A 19375-nucleotide genomic window follows, 5' to 3' on the forward strand; every position below is an offset into this window, starting at 1 on the left:
CAGCTCCTCTATTCTATTCGTTTTCTTTTTGATCAGCCGCGTATTTCTCGGCGGCTTCCGCTACTTTGCGGATGATGTTCACGGACTGAATCAGTTCATCGTCAGTCAGAACGGACAGGTTTCGCGCCAGTATCGCTTTCCGTCCTTCCACAACATCTTCGAATTTTGTTTCGCCTTTTTTGGTGAGGCTGATGTCGATGACGCGTCTGTCCTGCTGGTTATGTTTGCGGACGATAAGTCCTTTTTGCTCGAGGCGGTCGGCCATCAGCGTCACTGCGCTCGGTTTTACCTCCATGCGTTCCGCAATTTCGGAAACTTTGCAGCTCCCGTGTTTTTTCAGGCTGGCTAAAACAAATAATTGGGCAGGCGTCACCTCGTGTTTTGCCATGCTTTCCACCATTTCAGGCTGTATGTTTTGCAGCAGCGTCTGAAGAGATTTCTGGATGTCAGACACATATTGATCCGCGTTTTTCATAACTCCTCCTCATCTTGTTCCTTGAGAAAATAATTAACATTAGTTAAATATAAATAAGGATTAATGATAAGTCAATCTTTTTGTGCAAAAATAAAAAAAGGATTGATGCTTGTCGAAAACATCAAATCCTTCTTCGTTTTACTGCTGATAGGGAGACTGCTGCTGAATGGTCTGCCGGAACTTCTCATACGATTGCTGAAGCTTTTGGGTATCGGCTGCTTCAATGGAATACCAGCCATTTTGAAACATCACATCGTATAATCTTCTTTGCGCTTTTTGTGACTCATCGAAAATCGCCTGAATATCTTGATAAAGAGACTCGTGGCTGAACTCGTGCAGGGCTGTGCAATATGAAGACGTGATGTATTTTTCCGTCGTCAGCAGCTCATTCACCAAGTCTCTGTCATTCATTTGCGCCGTATTGGGCACGGGCGTTTGCGGATTCGTGATTTTTTGATTTTGCTGTTCCATGTATTGTCCTCCTATTGCATATAGCCTGTTGTTGTCTGTCCGCCTTGATCGGGGTTCAAGCGGCCCAATATGTGCTGATAATGCTTCTGATGCATCCGGCCGATCTGATCAAGCTCTTGTTTTAACGTCTGATTCTGGCAATGTTCCGCCATAAAATGCGCTTTTTTCATGGCAAGCAGATTCCAGTTCAGCATGTCCTCAAGATACAAATGGTCTTTCGTTGAGATGACGGCAGGCGGCAAGTTTCCGTGCTGCTCTTGGTTGTTCATATAAACGCCTCCTTCAATTCTGTTCTTTTTAGCTTTCTCTGCGATCAGGATTTCATACACGAATAAAAGAAAAAGGAGGGAGTTCATCCTTGCTGCGGAACATATGTTTATTTTTGTCGAAAAATAAAATGCTTACAAAATTCGCCCAGGCTTACGGAATCCGCTTCGGCGCGGGAAGGTTCGTTGCAGGGGAAACACTCACAGAAGCTGTGAAAACGGTAAAGCGGCTGAACCAAAAAGGGCTGTCGGCTTCGATTGATTATCTAGGTGAATATGCGGGTTCAGAGAAGGATGCGAAAAGGACGGCGGAAGAATGTAAAAAAGCAATCAGGGCGATTGCCGAGAATCAACTGGATTGTGAGCTGTCTCTGAAATTAACATCCATCGGTCTGGATATTTCCGAGAAGCTCGCGGAACAGCATGTCAGAGACATATTGACGGAGGCAAAAGAACGCTGCGTGCCTGTAACGATTGATATGGAGGACTATTCAAGATGCGGCCGTACACTCGAGCTGTATAAGCGGTGCAAGCCGGATTTCCCGATGCTCGGCACCGTCATTCAGGCTTATTTGTACCGGGCAGCTGAAGACATCAGCGGTCTGATGCCATACAAGCCGCGGCTCAGGCTTGTAAAAGGCGCTTATAAAGAATCGGCGGCCGTTGCATTCCCTGATAAAAAAGCAACCGATCTTCATTTTCAGCAGCTGATTAAGCTGCAGCTTTTGAGCGGCCATGAAACGGCGGTGGCGACTCATGACGATGACATCATTTCTTATACGAAAACACTCATAAGCGAACATCAAATTCCCCGGGAGCAGTTTGAATTCCAAATGCTGTACGGCATCAGAACGGAGCGCCAGAAGGAGCTTGCCGAAGAAGGATACAGGATGAGGGTGTATGTCCCGTACGGAACCGATTGGTACGGGTACCTGATGAGAAGAATCGCCGAGCGCCCGGCAAACGCGGCGTTTGTGCTGAAAGGGATCTTCAAAAAATAACGGCTGCTCCAAAAAGCAGCCGCAGCATGTTATTCCATGTTGTCTTTTTTATATTGCTGATTTTGGCTCGTCCGTTTGCCGCCGCCGTATTTTTGCTTCGGTCCCGCATTTCCTTTCATGCTGGCCGCGCTCACTGCGGCAGAAGACGGATCTTTTCTCCCTCGCACCATTCCCTTCACCTCCGGGTTTAAGTTTCCCGCCCGCGCCATGGAACATGCGGAAGCCGAAAAATTTAAAAAAATTCCATATTTGCTATTGAAGTCATCCTGAAAATCTTTTAAGATGAAAGAAGAAAAGGGTTTCATTTTTTTTGCCGAAAAAATGAATGACTATTCATTCAAAGTTCAAGGGGGATGACTCATGCACAAGTTTATAAAGAAAGCAGCCGTTCTCGGATCAGGCGTCATGGGGTCCGGAATTGCCGCGCACTTGGCTAACATCGGAATTCCCGTCCTGCTGCTTGATATTGTGCCAAACGAGCTGACAAAGGATGAGATGAAAAAAGGGCTGACATTAGAAAGCCCGGAGGTCCGCAGCAGGCTGAGCCGATCGGCCATGCAAAAGCTGCTGAAGCAAAAACCGGCGCCGCTGACTTCGGCTGCCAATCTCGACTATATAACTGCGGGGAATTTTGAAGATGACGCAGCTCAATTAAAGGATGCTGATTGGATTATTGAAGTCGTCGTCGAAAATCTTGACGTAAAAAAACAGATTTTCTCACTCGTTGATGAATACCGGAAACCGGGAAGCATCGTGTCGAGCAATACGTCCGGTATCTCCGTCACAAAAATGGCGGAAGGCCGATCTGCCGATTTTAAAGCCCATTTCTTAGGAACCCATTTCTTTAATCCGGCCCGCTACTTAAAGCTTCTGGAAATCATTCCGATTCAGGAAACAGATCCTGACGTGCTGGAGTTTATGACTTCATTTGCAGAAAACACGCTCGGGAAAGGTGTCGTCATCGCGAAAGACACGCCTAACTTTATCGCCAACCGCATCGGTACGTACGGCCTGCTGGTCACGGTAAGAGAAATGCTTTCTTCCGGCTGCCGCATCGGCGAGGTGGACACGGTGACCGGGCCTTTGATCGGCAGACCGAAAAGCGCGACCTTCAGAACCCTTGACGTTGTGGGGCTTGATACTTTCGCCCATGTGGCAAAAAATGTGTATGATAAAGCCGACGGCGCTGAAAAAGACATGTTTAAGCTGCCTGAATTTATGAATGACATGCTGAAAAACAATTGGCTGGGCAGCAAATCAGGCCAAGGTTTTTACAAAAAAGAAGGTAAAACAATATATGAACTCGATCCGCTGACCATGACATACGGTGAGCGCTCGAAAATGAAGACGCCCGCTTTAGAAGCCGCCAAACAGGCAAAGGGTGCCAAAGGCAAAATGAAAGCGCTTATATACTCCGATGACCGCGCCGGACGCCTGCTTTGGAATATTACATCGCAAACACTCTTATACTCAGCCCGGCTTTTAGGTGAGATCGCTGATGATATCAAAGCGATTGACGACGCCATGAAATGGGGCTTCGGATGGGAGCTCGGCCCGTTTGAGATGTGGGATGCCATCGGCGTCAGAAAATCAGCGGAGCGGCTCGAAGAAGAAGGCGCAGAAATCCCCGGCTGGGTGAAAGATATGCTTGATCAGGGCCATGAAACATTTTATATGAAGGAAAACGGAACACCATTTTACTATTCAGACGGCCAATACAGGGCTGTGAAAGAAAATCCGAAACGGATCAGCCTGCAAACGTTAAAAGAAACAAAAGGCGTTATCACTAAAAACAGCGGCGCAAGTCTGATTGATCTCGGCGATGATGTCGCGCTGCTGGAATTTCATACGAAAAGCAACGCGATCGGCTTAGACATTATTCAGATGATTGACAATGCGCTTGAGGAAACCGAGCGGAATTATAAAGGACTTGTCATCGGAAACCAAGGCAGACATTTCTGCGCGGGGGCAAACCTTGCGATGATTTTGATGGAAGCTCAGGATGATAACTTCATGGAAGTCGATTTTGTCATCCGCCGTTTTCAGCAGACGATGCTGAACATCAAATACAGCGCTAAACCCGTTGTCGCGGCGCCATTCGGGATGACACTCGGCGGCGGCACGGAAGTCTGTCTCCCGGCGGCACGCGTTCAGGCGGCGAGCGAATCGTATATGGGTCTTGTTGAAACCGGCGTCGGCCTTATTCCGGGCGGCGGAGGAAACAAAGAGCTGTACATGAATTATTTGAACGGCGGAAGTGAACTGATGGACGCGGCCATTAAAACCTTCGAAACAATCGCGCTTGCCAAAGTGTCCGGTTCGGCACACGAAGCCCGTGATATGCAGATTTTGTCCGCGGCAGACCGTGTCAGCATGAATCAGGATCACCTGCTGCACGATGCGAAACAGCTGGCTGCTTCCTTATATGACAGCGGATACCGCCCGCCTGCCCGCAAAAAAGTGAAAGTCACCGGAGAAACCGGCTGTGCGGCATTACTGCTCGGAGCAGACCAAATGAGACGGTCGGGTTATTTATCCGATCACGATATGAAGATTGCGAAGAAGCTGGCCCATGTCATTGCCGGCGGAAGAGTCCCGTTCGGCACGGAGGTTTCAGAAGAATATTTACTCGAGATTGAAAGAGAAGCCTTTTTAAGCCTCGCTGGCGAGGCGAAATCTCAAGCGAGAATGCAGCATATGCTCGTCAAAGGCAAACCTTTACGGAACTAGGAGGGTGTTTATGAGAGAAGCAGTCATTGTGGCCGGTGCGAGAACCCCGGTCGGTAAAGCGAAAAAAGGATCGCTTGCAGCCGTTCGTCCTGATGATTTAGGCGCGCTTTGTGTAAAAGAAACGCTGAAACGGGCAGGCGGCTATGAAGGAAATATCGATGACTTAATTATCGGATGCGCAACACCTGAAGCCGAACAAGGATTAAATATGGCGCGGAATATCGGTGCGCTGGCGGGGCTTCCTCATACGGTGCCGGCCATTACGGTGAACCGCTACTGCTCTTCCGGGCTCCAATCCATCGCTTACGGTGCTGAAAAAATCATGATCGGCGCGGGTGACACCGTCATTGCGGGCGGTGCGGAATCCATGTCGCAAGTTCCGATGATGGGGCATGTGACACGGCCGAATATCGCTTTGGCGGAGCATGCGCCTGAGTATTACATGAGCATGGGGCACACAGCGGAGCAGGTCGCCGAAACGTACGGCGTATCCAGAGAAGACCAAGATGCATTTGCCGTCCGCAGCCATCAGAATGCCGCAAAAGCCCTTAAAGAAGGCAAATTCAATGACGAAATCGTGCCGGTTGAAGTATCGCTGACAGAAGTCGGTGATGACCATAAGCCGCGGAAAAAACAATTTACCTTTTCACAAGATGAAGGCGTTCGTCCCGGCACATCGGCTGACGTCTTGGCGAAGCTCCGTCCGGCTTTTTCTAAAACGGGAACCGTGACGGCCGGGAACTCTTCACAAACAAGTGACGGCGCGGCGGCTGTCATGCTGATGGATCGCGAAAAAGCATCGTCGCTCGGGTTGGCGCCGCTTGTCAAATTCCGTTCCTTTGCCGTAGGCGGCGTTCCGCCTGAGGTAATGGGGATCGGTCCGATTGAAGCCATTCCGCGGGCGCTCAAGCTTGCCGGACTCGAATTACAGGATATCGGGCTTTTTGAATTGAATGAGGCCTTTGCTTCACAGGCCATTCAAGTCATCAGATCGCTTGGGATAGATGAAGAAAAGGTGAACGTCAACGGAGGCGCCATCGCGCTCGGACATCCGCTCGGATGCACGGGAACGAAGCTGACCCTGTCACTCATTCATGAAATGAAACGGAGAAACGAGCAATTCGGCGTGGTGACGATGTGCATCGGAGGCGGCATGGGCGCTGCCGGCGTATTTGAGCTCATTTAAAACAAGGGGGAAACGAAGCATGAAACAGGAAACGGTCAACGTCAAAAAAGGCGGCAGCTTTCTGATTGAAGAGACGGGATATGATCAAATATTCACTCCGGAGGACTTTACAGACGAACATAAAATGATCGGAAAAACGACAGAAGACTACGTCGTAAACGATGTGCTTCCTTATATTGATGAAATTGAAAATCATCAGTTCGAGCATTCGGTCAGACTGCTGAAAAAAGCCGGAGATCTCGGCCTCCTCGGAGCAGACGTGCCTGAAGAGTACGGCGGCATCGGCCTGGATAAAATCAGTTCAGCCTTCATTACGGAAAAGTTTTCACGTGCCGGCAGCTTTTCGCTGTCTTACGGCGCTCACGTCGGGATCGGCTCATTGCCGATCGTGTTCTTCGGAACGGAAGAACAGAAAAAAACCTATTTGCCGGACTTGGCTTCAGGACAAAGAATCGCGGCATACGCCTTAACTGAGCCCGGTTCAGGTTCAGATGCCCTCGGCGCGAAAACGACGGCTGTTTTGAATGAAGCGGGCACACACTATATTCTTAACGGAGAAAAGCAATGGATTACAAACTCCGCCTTTGCAGATGTCTTTGTCGTCTACGCTAAAGTGGACGGAGATAAGTTTTCCGCATTTATCGTAGAAAAGAACTATCCGGGCGTGTCAACGGGACCGGAAGAGAAAAAAATGGGGATTAAGGGTTCGTCGACAAGAACGCTGATTTTAGATCAGGCGGAAGTCCCGAAAGAAAACCTTCTAGGCGAAATCGGAAAAGGCCATGTCATCGCCTTTAATATCCTGAATATCGGGCGCTACAAGCTTGCCGTCGGCACAATCGGCGCTTCAAAACGGGTGATTGAGCTGTCCGCCGCTTATGCAAACCAGCGCCGGCAATTTAAAACGCCGATCTCAAGCTTCACGCTCACTCAGGAAAAGCTTGCGACGATGTCAGCGCGGCTTTACGCCATGGAGAGCTCTGTATACAGAACAGTGGGCTTATTCGAAGATAATATGAGCAGACTGACGGAAGAGGAGCAAAAAGACGGACGCGAAGTCGCGAAGTCAATCGCCGAGTACGCGATTGAATGCTCGCTCAACAAAATGTGCGGTTCTGAAACGCTTGATTACATTGCCGATGAAGGCGTTCAAATTCACGGCGGTTACGGATTTATGCAGGAATATGAAGTGGAGCGCGCTTATCGCGACTCAAGAATCAACAGAATTTTTGAAGGCACAAATGAAATCAACCGCCTGATCGTAACGAGCACGTTCCTGAAAAAAGCCGTAAAAGGTCAGCTGCCGCTCTTTGAAAAAGCAAAAGCGCTCCAAGAAGAACTCATGATGCTGATGCCTGAAGAGCCGGGCTCAGAACCTCTTGAACAGGAAAAATACATTGTCAGACAGGCGAAAAAGATCGCCCTCTTGACAGCGGGTCTCGCGGCGCAGAAATACGGCAAAGAGATCGAAGGCGAGCAGGAAATCATGGTGAACATTGCCGATATTGTCAGCGCGCTTTACGCTTTGGAATCTGCCGTCCTCAGAACGGAAAAAGCAATTGCGGCGGACGGTGCCGAAAAAGCCGCGCAGAAGCTGTTATATACGGAAATCTTTGCTCAGGAAGCCCTTCAGAACATTGAAGCGCACGCCAAAGAATCACTGATCGCCATGGAGGAAGGAGATTCCCTCCGCATGATGCTTTCCGTGCTGCGCAAACTGACGCGCCTGACGCCGAAAAACCTCATTCAGAAAAAACGTGAAGCGGCAGCCGCCGTCTTCCGTGAAGAAAAATATACGGTCTGATCACATGCTGAAAGCGCTCCTTCATCAGGGGCGCTTTTTCATGAAGCAACGTTATAGGTTTTTACAAGTGATTGTGTTAAAATAACGACGATCATTTACAAGGGGTGAAGAAGATGTCGTTAAATTTTTACTGGTACCCTAAATGCGGAACGTGCCGTAATGCGAAAAAATGGCTGGAAGACCGCGGTAAGGAAATAAACGAAATACATATCGCGGAGGAAACTCCGTCGAAAGAAGAAATTAAAGACCTCTATGAGAAGAGCGGTCTTGAGCTCAAAAAGTTTTTCAACACGAGCGGAATGAAATACCGCGAGCTGAACTTAAAGGAAAAACTGTACCATATGTCAGAGGACGAACAGCTTGAACTCCTGGCATCAGACGGTATGCTCCTGAAACGCCCGATTACGACAGACGGCGAAAAAGTCACTGTCGGCTTTAAAGAAGACCAATTCGAAAAATATTGGATGTAATGCCAGGTTCAAAGAATTATGGTATCTTCTTATTATAAGAAAAAAATGGAGGGATTTAGATGAGCACACCGAAAGAAATGCGTTATTCCAAAGAGCACGAATGGGTCAAAGTTGAGGACGGAAAAGCCCGTATCGGGATTACACATTTCGCGCAAGCCGAACTTGGCGACATCGTCTTTGTCGAGCTTCCGGAAGTCGGCGCCGAAATTAAAGCGGACGAGCCATTCGGCAGCGTGGAATCCGTCAAAACCGTATCCGAACTGTACGCACCGATTAACGGAACGGTGACGGAAGTGAACGAAGACCTTGATGACAGTCCTGAATTCGTAAACGAGTCTCCGTATGAAAAAGCGTGGATGATCGTCGTGGAACCGGCTGATGCTGAAGAAATCGAAAACCTCATGACTTCCGAGCAATATGACGAAATGACACAGGAAGACTGATCGGATAGCAAAGGGGCCATTTGGACATTCTATCTGTAACGGGAGGTGTCTAAAATGGCTTTTGATAAACAAAAGGTCGATGTGACGGAGAACGTTACGGGCCGCTTTCAAAACGGCCGGTTTTCCTTGTTTCATGAAAATGAAGCCATCGGCGAGATGACAGGCATGGACCAGTACGAGCTCAAACAGGGCTTTTCATTTGAAAATCAAAAATTTTATAAAACAGCCGATGTCATAAACGGCAGCGATCCGAAATATGTCGATTGCGATTATGAGAATGGCTGGTGTTAACAGTTGGCGGTGAATTTCACTGCCTTCTTTTTCAATCTGACGCTAAAACAATCGGCAGGTGACGCGCTTATGTACAACGGAGATGAAAAGGTCATTATCGTAGAAGGAAAATCTGATAAAATCAAAGTCAGGGAAGTGCTCATCGAACCCGCGGAAATCGTCTGTACTAACGGAACAATCGGCCAAACCGAACTGGAAGATTTGGCGGACCGCCTGTTTGACAGAGACGTCTATATTTTAACGGACGCAGATGACTCCGGAGAAAAATTAAGAAAACAGCTGAAACGGGAGCTTCCCGAAGCGCGCCATATTTATATAGACAGAACATACAGGCAAGTCGAGTCATGCCCGGGCCATCATCTCGCATCTGTGCTGATCAGAGCCGGCTTTGATGCTGACACTGTATTTTTGAAAAAGAACGACCTGAGGTGGTAATCATGAAAGAACTCCAAGAAAATGAACTCGAATCGATTCAGGATGACGTTTATCTCCTGTATTTGTACACCCCGTTTTGCGGCACATGCCAGCTGGCGTCCAAAATGCTTACTGTCGTTGAAGAAATGCTGCCCGGCGCTGCCTTCTATAAAAACAACGTGAATTATTCCCCCGCATTCGCCAAAGCCTATCAGATTGAAAGCGTTCCGTGCTTTTTGCTGTTTAAAGGCGGAGAGCTTGTTGAGAAAGGATACGCCTTCCGCTCCGTTTCCTATTTATATGAGCTGATTAAACAAAAAACATCGCAAACGTTCCCGATGTGACAATATTTACAGGAAAATGTCGTGCGGTTTATAAAGGGTTCTGTCCGTTAAAAAGAGAAAGTGTATGTATGGCCATTAAAACGGGAGGTTATACGAGTGGAGAAAATAGAAGTTTCAGAGAATGACGGACAGCATCTGTTTTTGAAACCGCTATTAAACGCCTCAACTCTGCTGATTACATTCCAAGGAGAAACAGAAGCCTTAACGGTCTCAATTAACGGACAGGGAGAAATGAGAAAAACGTCGGTTTCAAAGGAAAAATCTAATTTGACCTTCTACGGAAACCAGACAGAAATCATCCATCTCCTTCATGGTGATGTCTCTTTGCAAAAGCTTATCCAAAGCGGAAAACTCAAAGTGAAAGGATCATTCAGAGCTCTGCTGAAGCTGGAGGCCATCCTCTGGCTGACAAACGGATTTTTTCAGGCGATCAGTAAACGGCCTTAAACTGCCAATCTACTATGTGACAATAGCTTCCAATATTTATTTTATTGACTTTTTATCATTCGCCGTGCTATTCTACAGTAAGAATTTCCGGACGAAAATACGATATGTTTTCTCTTATCAAGAGAGGTGGAGGGAAGTGCCCTATGAAGCCCGGCAACCATCAACGATGTTGAAATGGTGCCAATTCACTCGAAGCGGTCTGCTTTGAAAGATGAGAGAAAGGCCTTTTTCAATAAGCCTTTCTGCTCATTTTTGCAGAAAGGCTTTTCTTTTGCGGAGAAACCCGGAAGATTTCTTAGAATAGTGTAAGGCGGGTGATTGCTTTGATCCATCTTCAAAATGTTTCAAAAATTTACAAAGCGAAGCATGGGGATGTCAATGCTGTCCAAGATGTCACTCTTGATATCAAAAAGGGCGAAATATTTGGAATTATAGGATATAGCGGAGCTGGTAAAAGTTCCTTAATCCGTCTCCTGAACGGCCTTGAAAAGCCGACGTCGGGAACCGTGGAAGTCGCGGGGACGGAATTAAATAAAGTAAGCAGCCGCGGGCTGAGAAAAGCGCGCCAGGAAATCAGCATGATCTTCCAGCATTTTAACCTTCTGTGGTCACGCACCGTCCGGGAGAACATTATGTTCCCGCTGGAAATCGCCGGCGTGAAAAAAAGCGAACGGGTCCGCCGCGCTGATGAATTGATTAAACTGGTCGGATTAGAGGGGAAAGAAAAATCTTATCCGTCGCAGCTGAGCGGCGGTCAAAAGCAGCGTGTCGGCATCGCCCGGGCGCTCGCCAATAATCCGAAAGTCCTTCTGTGCGATGAAGCGACATCAGCGCTCGATCCGCAGACGACCGATTCAATTTTGGATCTTTTATCCGATATAAATGACAGACTCGGTCTGACGATCGTGCTCATTACCCATGAAATGCACGTCATCCGAAAAATCTGCAACAGAGTCGCCGTCATGGAAAACGGGAAAGTCGTTGAAGAAGGCGAAGTACTCCAAGTTTTCAGAAACCCGCGCGAACCGATGACTAAGCGTTTCGTTCAGCAGGTGACAGAACCGGAGGAGACGAAAGAAACCATCCAGCATTTTCTGCAGGAAACAGCGACAGGAAAAACGATTCAGCTTTCATTTGTCGGGCAGGCCGCCGAGCAGCCCCTCATTACGGAAATGATCCGAAACTTTGATGTGGACGTCAATATTCTGCAGGGGAAAATTTCACAGACGAAGGACGGAGCCTACGGTTCTTTATTCATTCATATTGACGGTCAGGAAAAAGAAGTAGAAAACGTGATCCGGTTCATCAAAGACAAACAGGTAGAAGCAGAGGTGATCACAAATGTTTGAAAAATGGTTCCCGAACGTTGATATAACCGAGCTGTGGACGGCCACATACGAGACCCTTTATATGACGGTCATCGCATTAGTTTTTTCATTTGTCATCGGAGCGATTCTCGGTCTTCTGCTCTTTTTAACGGGCAAGGGAAGCTTATGGGAAAATAAAATCATTAACACCGTGATTGCGGCGGTCGTTAATATTTTCAGGTCTATTCCGTTTCTTATTTTAATTATTCTGCTTCTAGGCTTTACTAAGATTTTGGTCGGATCGATTTTAGGACCGAACGCCGCATTGCCGGCGCTGATTATCGGCTCCGCGCCGTTTTACGCCCGTCTTGCGGAAATTGCGCTGCGGGAAGTCGATAAAGGAGTCATTGAAGCTGCCAGATCAATGGGAGCAAAGACATCGACGATTATCTTCAAAGTGCTGATTCCTGAATCAATGCCTGCGTTAATTTCAGGCATCACCGTTACGGCCATCGCCCTGATCGGATCTACCGCCATTGCCGGCGCCATCGGTTCAGGCGGACTCGGAAACCTTGCATATGTAGAAGGCTACCAGTCCAATAATACGGATGTAACGTTTGTAGCGACAGTATTTATACTCATCATCGTCTTTATCATTCAGATTATCGGTGATGTAATTACAAATATAATAGACAAAAGATAAGGGAGGATTTACATTGAAAAAGATTGTATTAAGTGCGCTGCTGCTTGTGTTCGCGGGAGTTTTGGCCGCCTGCGGGTCAAACGGCTCAAATAAAAAGGAAATCGTCGTCGCCGCGACAAAAACACCGCATGCTGAAATCTTAAAAGAAGCGGAACCGCTCTTGAAGGAAAAAGGCTACACATTAAAAGTAAAAGTGCTGAACGATTACAAAATGTACAACAAAGCGTTAGCTGATAATGAAGTGGATGCGAACTTCTTCCAGCACGTTCCTTACCTTGAACAGGAAATGAAAGAAAATAAAGATTACAAACTCGTGAATGCCGGAGCCGTTCACCTTGAGCCATTCGGAATTTACACGAAAAAATACAAATCACTGAAAGACCTGCCTAAAGGCGCGACCATCATCATGACGAACAATGTCGCTGAACAAGGCCGTATGCTGGCGATGCTTGAAAAAGCCGGACTGATCACACTTGATCCGAAGGTAAAAACGATTGAAGCCACTACGAAAAACATTACGAAAAACCCGAAAAACCTGACATTCAAAAAAATCGCCCCTGAATTAACGGCGAAAGCATATAATGAAGAAGAAGGCGATGCAGTCTTCATTAACGTCAACTATGCGATTCAAAACAAACTGAATCCGTTAAAAGATGCGATTGAAGTGGAATCAACGAAAAACAACCCGTACGCAAACATCATCGCCGTACGCAAAGGTGACGAAAAATCAGAGAAAATCAAAGCGCTTATGGAAGTGCTTCACTCTAAGAAAATCAAAGACTTTATTGAGAAAAAATACGACGGAGCCGTGCTTCCCGTATCTGAATAAAGCGAAAACCCCGGATGAATCATCCGGGGTTTTTTTCGGGTATTAATCGGAGAACTGTCCATAATAAAAAGGAAGGTTAACGATTGGAGGGAATGGCAGTGGCCCAATACCAGGATAACGGGAAAAGCGTGCATGACGCATTGAAACAATATAAAGAAGGTTTAGGCATATTCGAGCAAAAAATGCCGATGATGGGGCGGAAGTTTAATGAATTTACTGAACAGTGTTTCTCTGCGGATTCATTAACTGAAAAAGAGAAACAATTAATCGCTCTGGGCATCAGCATCAGCGCTCAAGATGAATTTTGCATGATTTATCATACGAAGGGCTGCCTTGACCAAGGGGCGACAGAAGAAAACATCCTTGAGGTCATCGGCGTCGCGGCGGCATTCGGGGGCGGCGCGGCTCTCAGTCAGGGAGTGACCCTCGTGCAGCAGTGCATTCAGGAATTCGGACATACGACGCATTAGAAAGAGCAATCGTGTGAATACCGTTTTTCAGATAAAGCGAGCGCCGGTTTTCGGCACATTCGAAAGGATTCAGGGGCACACTCTCTTTGGCCGGAGCAGGGGATCATTGTTACAATAGAAACAAATATATGAAGGGATTGATTCATTATCTGCACCAGCCACGAGAGACTGGACCTTGACTATACGCCTGAAATGGAAAAAGCGATGCAGAAGTCACACGGCATCGGCTACGAGGAATACGGACGGCGTCTTTCAAAAAGGATGGAAGTCGAACGGCAGAGGGAGCTTGAATATCAAAAAAGCAAGTTCCTCGCAGCGCAGCTTAATGAGAAAATCGGTCAGTAAAAAAGGGTGGATTTCCGCCCTTTTTCTGTTTCAAACAGCTTTAATTACGCCTTGATCTTTGATAAACTTTAGGAATGTTCCGGGTAATATAAAAAGTTGTATTTACTTTTCATTTGTTATAAAATTAGAATGAGAATAAATTGAGAATAATGATTATATATTTTGGAGGTATAGATATGGCTGCTTCAACATTAACGATCAAGGATCTTCACGTTGAAATCGAAGGAAAAGAGATCTTAAAAGGTGTAAACCTTGAAATAAAAGGCGGCGAATTCCACGCTGTCATGGGGCCGAACGGTACCGGTAAATCCACGCTCTCAGCAGCGATTATGGGACACCCGAAATACGAAGTTACAAAAGGCAGCATCACGCTTGACGGCAAGGATGTACTGGAAATGGAAGTGGACGAGCGCGCTCAGGCGGGTCTTTTCCTTGCGATGCAGTACCCAAGCGAAATCAGCGGTGTGACAAATGCCGATTTCCTTCGCTCTGCGATTAACGCCCGCCGTGAAGAAGGCGATGAAATTTCTCTTATGAAATTCATCCGCAAAATGGACGAAAACATGGAGTTCCTTGAAATGGACCCTGAAATGGCGCAGCGTTACCTGAACGAAGGTTTCTCAGGCGGGGAGAAAAAACGCAACGAAATCCTTCAGCTTATGATGATCGAGCCGAAAATCGCCATTCTTGACGAGATCGATTCAGGTCTTGATATCGATGCGCTTAAAGTCGTTTCTAAAGGAATTAACAGAATGCGCAGCGAAAACTTCGGCTGCTTAATGATCACTCACTACCAGCGCCTTCTGAACTACATCACGCCTGATGTCGTTCACGTTATGATGCAGGGACGCGTAGTGAAATCCGGCGGCGCGGAGCTTGCACAGCGCCTTGAAGCGGAAGGTTATGACTGGATTAAACAAGAACTAGGCATTGAAGACGAAACTGTAGGCCAAGAAGCGTAAGCGTTAGGGGGATAATCATGACATTGGAAACGAAACTATCCGTAGATCAGGAATATGTCAAAGGCTTTTCCGAAAAGCATCAAGAACCTGCCTGGCTGAAAAACCTGCGCTTACAGGCTCTTGAAAAAGCTGAAGATCTGCCGCTGCCTAAGCCTGATAAAACAAAAATCACAAATTGGAACTTTACAAAGTTCAACAAGCATACAGTAGAAAATGCGCCGCTTGCTTCTTTAGAAGATTTAGCTGATGAAGCAAAAGCGCTGATCGATATCGAAAACGAAGACAAAACGTTATACGTGCAGCGTGACCAAACGCCCGCTTTTCTTTCTCTTTCTAAAGAACTGAAAGACAAAGGCGTCATCTTTACGGACATCTTAACGGCTGCCCGTGAGCACAGCGACCTTGTTGAGAAGTATTTCATGAAAGACGGCGTTAAGGTCGACGAACATAAACTGACTGCGCTTCATGCAGCATTAATGAACGGCGGGGCATTCCTTTATGTTCCTAAAAACGTTCAGGTGGAGACGCCTGTTCAGGCCGTTTACGTTCATGAAAGCAATGACACGGCATTGTTCAACCACGTGCTGATTGTCGCTGAAGATCACAGCTCCGTCACTTACGTTGAGAACTACATCAGCACGGTGAATCCGAAAGAAGCTGTATTCAACATTATCAGTGAAGTGGTCACAGCTGATAATGCCAGCGTGACGTACGGCGCCGTTGACAACCTGTCAGCAGGCGTCACAACATACGTCAACCGCCGCGGAGCCGCGCGCGGACGCGACAGCAAAATCGAGTGGGCGCTCGGACTGATGAACGACGGCGACACGATTTCTGAAAACACGACAAACCTCTACGGTGACGGCACATACGGCGATACGAAAACCGTAGTTGTCGGAAGAGGAGAACAGACGGAAAACTTTACGACGCAGATCATCCACTTCGGTAAGGCTTCTGAAGGCTATATCCTGAAGCACGGAGTCATGAAAGATGCCGCATCTTCCATCTTTAACGGAATCGGCAAAATCGAGCACGGCGCGTCTAAAGCAAACGCTGAACAGGAATCCCGCGTTCTGATGCTGAGTGAAAAAGCACGCGGAGATGCAAACCCGATTCTTTTAATTGATGAAGACGATGTAACTGCAGGACATGCGGCATCTGTCGGCCGTGTGGACCCGATCCAGCTTTACTACTTAATGAGCCGCGGAATTCCGAAAGAAGAAGCGGAGCGCTTAGTCATTTACGGATTCCTTGCTCCGGTGGTAAAAGAGCTTCCGATTGAAGGAGTTAAGAAACAGCTCGTCTCCGTCATCGAAAGGAAAGTAAAATAATGAATATCACCGATATTCGTGAACAGTTCCCGATCCTTCATCAGCAAGTGAACGGACATGACCTCGTGTACCTTGACAGCGCGGCGACTTCCCAGAAGCCGCGTGCTGTCATTGAAGCAGTGGATCAGTATTACAACAAATACAACTCCAATGTCCACAGAGGCGTTCATACTCTTGGCACGAGAGCGACAGACGGCTATGAAGGTGCGCGTGAAAAAGTCCGTAAGTTTATCAATGCGAAGTCAATGGCTGAGGTCATTTTCACAAAAGGCACGACAACTTCACTGAATATGGTGGCGCTGAGCTATGCCCGCGCCAGCTTAAAACCCGGTGATGAAGTGGTCATCACCCAAATGGAGCATCATGCGAATATCATTCCATGGCAGCAGGCTGTCAAAGCAACCGGCGCGACTTTAAAATATATCCCGATGCAGGAAGACGGCACGCTTTCGTTGGACGACGTCCGGCAGACTGTCACAAGCCATACGAAGATCGTGGCAGTCGCTCATGTGTCAAACGTGCTCGGCACGATCAACCCGATTAAAGAGATCGCCAAAATCGCTCATGACAATGGCGCGGTCATCGTGGTGGACGGGGCGCAAAGCACACCGCACATGAAAATCGACGTTCAGGACTTGGATTGCGACTTCTTCGCGCTTTCTTCCCATAAAATGTGCGGCCCGACGGGAATCGGCGTGCTGTACGGCAAGAAAGAACTGCTTGAGAATATGGAGCCGGCCGAATTTGGCGGCGAGATGATCGACTTTGTAGGGCTTTATGAATCAACTTGGAAAGAGCTTCCGTGGAAATTTGAAGCAGGCACGCCGATCATTGCAGGCGCGATCGGATTGGGAGCCGCGATTGATTTTCTTGAAGAGATCGGACTCGACGAGATTTCCCGGCATGAGCATAAGCTTGCAGCCTATGCGCTTGACCGTTTCGAGCAGCTAGACGGCGTGACGGTATACGGTCCGAAAGAGCGGGCGGGACTTGTGACATTTAATCTTGATGAGGTTCACCCTCATGATGTCGCGACTGTCCTCGATGCTGAGGGCATTGCGGTCAGAGCCGGCCATCATTGCGCCCAGCCGCTCATGAAATGGCTGGATGTATCTGCTACTGCGAGAGCGAGTTTTTATCTGTATAATACAGAGGAAGAGATCGATAAGCTCGCGGAAGCCCTCCAAAAGACAAAGGAGTACTTTACAAATGTCTTTTAATGCAAATTTAGATACATTATACAGACAAGTGATCATGGATCATTACAAAAATCCGCGCAACAAAGGGGTTTTGGATGACAGCATCGTCGTCGATATGAACAACCCGACTTGCGGCGACCGGATCAGACTGACAATGAAGCTTGACGGCGATACCGTTCAGGAAGCGAAGTTTGAAGGAGAAGGCTGCTCCATCTCCATGGCTTCAGCTTCCATGATGACGCAGGCGATTAAAGGAAAAGATATTGATACCGCCCTTTCCATGTCTAAGATTTTCTCAGACATGATGCAAGGGAAAGAGTATGACGACTCAATAGATCTCGGGGATATTGAAGCCCTTCAAGGCGTTTCGAAATTCCCGGCCCGGATTAAATGTGCCACCCTTTCATGGAAAGCACTTGAAAAAGGAGTCGCTGGCGAAAAAGGCGGCAATTAAAAGATTGGAGTGAAAATGGATGGCTAAAAAAATGCCTGAAATTGGTGAATACAAGTACGGTTTTCACGATAAGGACGTTTCCATTTTCCGTTCAGAGCGCGGATTGACAAAAGAAATCGTAGAAGAAATTTCACGCATGAAAGAAGAGCCTCAATGGATGCTTGATTTCCGCCTGAAATCTCTTGAGCATTTCTACAACATGCCGATGCCGCAGTGGGGCGGGGATTTAAACTCTTTAAACTTTGACGAAATTACGTATTACGTAAAGCCGTCTGAGCGTTCAGAGCGTTCTTGGGATGAAGTGCCTGAGGAAATTAAACAGACATTCGACAAACTCGGTATTCCTGAAGCTGAGCAAAAATACCTTGCCGGTGTTTCTGCACAGTACGAATCCGAAGTTGTGTACCACAATATGAAAGAAGATCTTGAAGAGCAAGGCATCGTCTTCAAAGACACAGACAGCGCGCTGAAAGAAAATGAAGACATTTTCCGCGAGCACTGGGCGAAAGTTATCCCGCCGACTGATAACAAGTTTGCGGCGCTGAACTCAGCTGTTTGGTCCGGCGGATCTTTCATCTACGTGCCTAAAGGCGTGAAGGTTGAAACACCGCTTCAAGCTTACTTCCGCATCAACTCCGAAAACATGGGTCAGTTCGAACGTACGCTGATCATCGTTGACGAAGAAGCAAGCGTTCATTACGTAGAGGGCTGTACGGCTCCTGTGTACACAACAAACTCGCTTCACAGCGCGGTTGTTGAAATCATCGTCAAAAAAGGCGGCTACTGCCGTTATACAACAATTCAAAACTGGGCGAACAACGTTTACAACCTAGTAACGAAACGTACGGTTTGTGAAGAAAACGCGACGATGGAATGGGTTGACGGAAACATCGGTTCTAAATTGACGATGAAATATCCGGCTGTCATTCTGAAAGGTGAAGGCGCGCGCGGCATGACGCTTTCTATCGCTCTTGCGGGCAAAGGACAGCATCAGGACGCGGGTGCGAAAATGATTCACCTTGCACCGAATACGTCATCCACAATCGTATCAAAATCGATTTCCAAACAGGGCGGAAAAGTAACATACCGCGGTATCGTCCACTTCGGACGAAAAGCGGACGGCGCCCGTTCAAACATCGAGTGTGATACGCTCATTATGGATAACAAATCAACTTCTGATACAATCCCTTACAATGAAATCCTGAACGACAACATTTCATTGGAGCACGAAGCGAAAGTATCAAAAGTTTCTGAAGAACAGCTTTTCTACTTGATGAGCCGCGGTATTTCTGAAGAAGAAGCAACAGAAATGATCGTTATGGGCTTCATCGAGCCGTTCACAAAAGAACTTCCGATGGAATACGCAGTTGAAATGAACCGTTTGATTAAATTCGAAATGGAAGGTTCCATCGGTTAATAGTAAAACCCCGCCA

At 47.3% G+C, this 19375-nt stretch carries 24 protein-coding genes and 1 riboswitch; of the genes, 20 read left to right on the plus strand and 4 right to left on the minus strand.

Annotation, left to right across the window (positions count from 1 at the left end; genetic code table 11):
- Positions 1-13: 13 nt before the first annotated feature.
- The 3 genes from AR442_RS09920 to AR442_RS09930 all read right to left on the minus strand — a co-directional run bounded on the left by AR442_RS09920 (position 14) and on the right by AR442_RS09930 (position 1215).
- Complete coding sequence (locus AR442_RS09920; RefSeq protein ID WP_003151828.1) at positions 14-475, minus strand: MarR family winged helix-turn-helix transcriptional regulator; 462 nt, start codon at positions 473-475, stop codon at positions 14-16.
- A gap of 138 nt (positions 476-613) precedes the next feature.
- Positions 614-946 (minus strand): spore coat protein, encoded by a 333-nt coding sequence (locus tag AR442_RS09925; RefSeq protein WP_014418831.1) that lies wholly within the window; start codon positions 944-946, stop codon positions 614-616.
- An 11-nt stretch (positions 947-957) separates the two neighbouring features.
- Positions 958-1215 (minus strand): hypothetical protein, encoded by a 258-nt coding sequence (locus tag AR442_RS09930; protein WP_015418171.1) that lies wholly within the window; start codon positions 1213-1215, stop codon positions 958-960.
- Between the two features lie 89 nt (positions 1216-1304).
- Between AR442_RS09930 and AR442_RS09935 the strand changes: the two genes are divergently transcribed.
- A complete protein-coding gene (locus AR442_RS09935) occupies positions 1305-2213 on the plus strand; it encodes a proline dehydrogenase family protein (protein WP_021494006.1) in 909 nt (302 codons plus the stop codon).
- 29 nt (positions 2214-2242) lie between these two features.
- Here the strand turns inward: AR442_RS09935 and AR442_RS19955 are convergent, their stop codons facing one another.
- Positions 2243-2383 (minus strand): YuzL family protein, encoded by a 141-nt coding sequence (locus AR442_RS19955; protein WP_003151836.1) that lies wholly within the window; start codon positions 2381-2383, stop codon positions 2243-2245.
- Positions 2384-2573: 190 nt separating this feature from the next.
- Between AR442_RS19955 and AR442_RS09945 the strand changes: the two genes are divergently transcribed.
- The 19 genes from AR442_RS09945 to sufB all read left to right on the plus strand — a co-directional run bounded on the left by AR442_RS09945 (position 2574) and on the right by sufB (position 19359).
- Positions 2574-4943: a 3-hydroxyacyl-CoA dehydrogenase/enoyl-CoA hydratase family protein gene (locus AR442_RS09945; protein ID WP_053285177.1), complete on the plus strand. Its 2370-nt coding sequence runs from the start codon at positions 2574-2576 to the stop codon at positions 4941-4943.
- Positions 4944-4953: 10 nt separating this feature from the next.
- Complete coding sequence (locus AR442_RS09950; RefSeq protein WP_003151841.1) at positions 4954-6129, plus strand: acetyl-CoA C-acetyltransferase; 1176 nt, start codon at positions 4954-4956, stop codon at positions 6127-6129.
- Between the two features lie 19 nt (positions 6130-6148).
- Positions 6149-7933, plus strand: a complete 1785-nt coding sequence (locus AR442_RS09955; RefSeq protein ID WP_007613612.1) for an acyl-CoA dehydrogenase family protein — start codon at positions 6149-6151, stop codon at positions 7931-7933.
- Between the two features lie 113 nt (positions 7934-8046).
- Positions 8047-8403, plus strand: coding sequence for an arsenate reductase family protein (locus AR442_RS09960; protein WP_003151843.1), 357 nt, complete (start codon positions 8047-8049; stop codon positions 8401-8403).
- 59 nt (positions 8404-8462) lie between these two features.
- Positions 8463-8846 carry a glycine cleavage system protein GcvH gene (gene gcvH, locus AR442_RS09965; protein WP_014418827.1) on the plus strand — a complete coding sequence of 128 codons (384 nt, stop codon included), beginning with the start codon at positions 8463-8465 and terminating at the stop codon, positions 8844-8846.
- A gap of 54 nt (positions 8847-8900) precedes the next feature.
- Entirely contained in the window at positions 8901-9137 is a 237-nt protein-coding gene (locus tag AR442_RS09970; RefSeq protein ID WP_003151845.1) for a YusG family protein, read from the plus strand.
- Between the two features lie 69 nt (positions 9138-9206).
- A complete protein-coding gene (locus AR442_RS09975) occupies positions 9207-9572 on the plus strand; it encodes a toprim domain-containing protein (RefSeq protein ID WP_007410083.1) in 366 nt (121 codons plus the stop codon).
- A 2-nt stretch (positions 9573-9574) separates the two neighbouring features.
- Positions 9575-9895 (plus strand): thioredoxin family protein, encoded by a 321-nt coding sequence (locus tag AR442_RS09980; RefSeq protein ID WP_003151847.1) that lies wholly within the window; start codon positions 9575-9577, stop codon positions 9893-9895.
- A 96-nt stretch (positions 9896-9991) separates the two neighbouring features.
- A complete protein-coding gene (locus tag AR442_RS09985) occupies positions 9992-10342 on the plus strand; it encodes an SCP2 sterol-binding domain-containing protein (protein WP_007410085.1) in 351 nt (116 codons plus the stop codon).
- A 111-nt stretch (positions 10343-10453) separates the two neighbouring features.
- Positions 10454-10560, plus strand: a riboswitch (SAM riboswitch).
- A 105-nt stretch (positions 10561-10665) separates the two neighbouring features.
- A complete protein-coding gene (gene metN / locus AR442_RS09990; protein ID WP_003151850.1) occupies positions 10666-11691 on the plus strand; it encodes a methionine ABC transporter ATP-binding protein MetN in 1026 nt (341 codons plus the stop codon).
- Positions 11684-12352: a methionine ABC transporter permease gene (locus tag AR442_RS09995; RefSeq protein WP_012118383.1), complete on the plus strand. Its 669-nt coding sequence runs from the start codon at positions 11684-11686 to the stop codon at positions 12350-12352. Before metN ends, AR442_RS09995 begins: the two co-directional genes overlap by 8 nt.
- 13 nt (positions 12353-12365) lie before the next feature.
- On the plus strand, positions 12366-13181 hold the full coding sequence (gene metQ / locus AR442_RS10000; RefSeq protein WP_014418825.1) for a methionine ABC transporter substrate-binding lipoprotein MetQ: 816 nt from the start codon (positions 12366-12368) through the stop codon (positions 13179-13181).
- A 92-nt stretch (positions 13182-13273) separates the two neighbouring features.
- Positions 13274-13651 carry a carboxymuconolactone decarboxylase family protein gene (locus AR442_RS10005; RefSeq protein ID WP_029973602.1) on the plus strand — a complete coding sequence of 126 codons (378 nt, stop codon included), beginning with the start codon at positions 13274-13276 and terminating at the stop codon, positions 13649-13651.
- 192 nt (positions 13652-13843) lie between these two features.
- Entirely contained in the window at positions 13844-13996 is a 153-nt protein-coding gene (locus AR442_RS20320; RefSeq protein ID WP_003151857.1) for a YuzK family famiily protein, read from the plus strand.
- Positions 13997-14172: 176 nt separating this feature from the next.
- Positions 14173-14958, plus strand: a complete 786-nt coding sequence (gene sufC, locus AR442_RS10010; protein WP_003327022.1) for a Fe-S cluster assembly ATPase SufC — start codon at positions 14173-14175, stop codon at positions 14956-14958.
- Between the two features lie 17 nt (positions 14959-14975).
- Positions 14976-16289, plus strand: coding sequence for a Fe-S cluster assembly protein SufD (gene sufD / locus AR442_RS10015; protein WP_014418824.1), 1314 nt, complete (start codon positions 14976-14978; stop codon positions 16287-16289).
- The gene (gene sufS / locus AR442_RS10020; protein WP_014418823.1) at positions 16289-17509 is read left to right on the plus strand and encodes a cysteine desulfurase SufS; all 1221 of its coding nucleotides are present in this window, start codon (positions 16289-16291) and stop codon (positions 17507-17509) included. Before sufD ends, sufS begins: the two co-directional genes overlap by 1 nt.
- The gene (gene sufU / locus AR442_RS10025; protein WP_003151877.1) at positions 17499-17942 is read left to right on the plus strand and encodes a Fe-S cluster assembly sulfur transfer protein SufU; all 444 of its coding nucleotides are present in this window, start codon (positions 17499-17501) and stop codon (positions 17940-17942) included. Before sufS ends, sufU begins: the two co-directional genes overlap by 11 nt.
- Before the next feature lie 19 nt (positions 17943-17961).
- Entirely contained in the window at positions 17962-19359 is a 1398-nt protein-coding gene (gene sufB / locus AR442_RS10030) for a Fe-S cluster assembly protein SufB (protein WP_007410090.1), read from the plus strand.
- Positions 19360-19375 lie beyond the last annotated feature (16 nt).

This window comes from Bacillus velezensis, from assembly GCF_001461825.1.
In the GTDB taxonomy this organism is placed as follows: Bacteria; Bacillota; Bacilli; order Bacillales; family Bacillaceae; genus Bacillus; species Bacillus velezensis.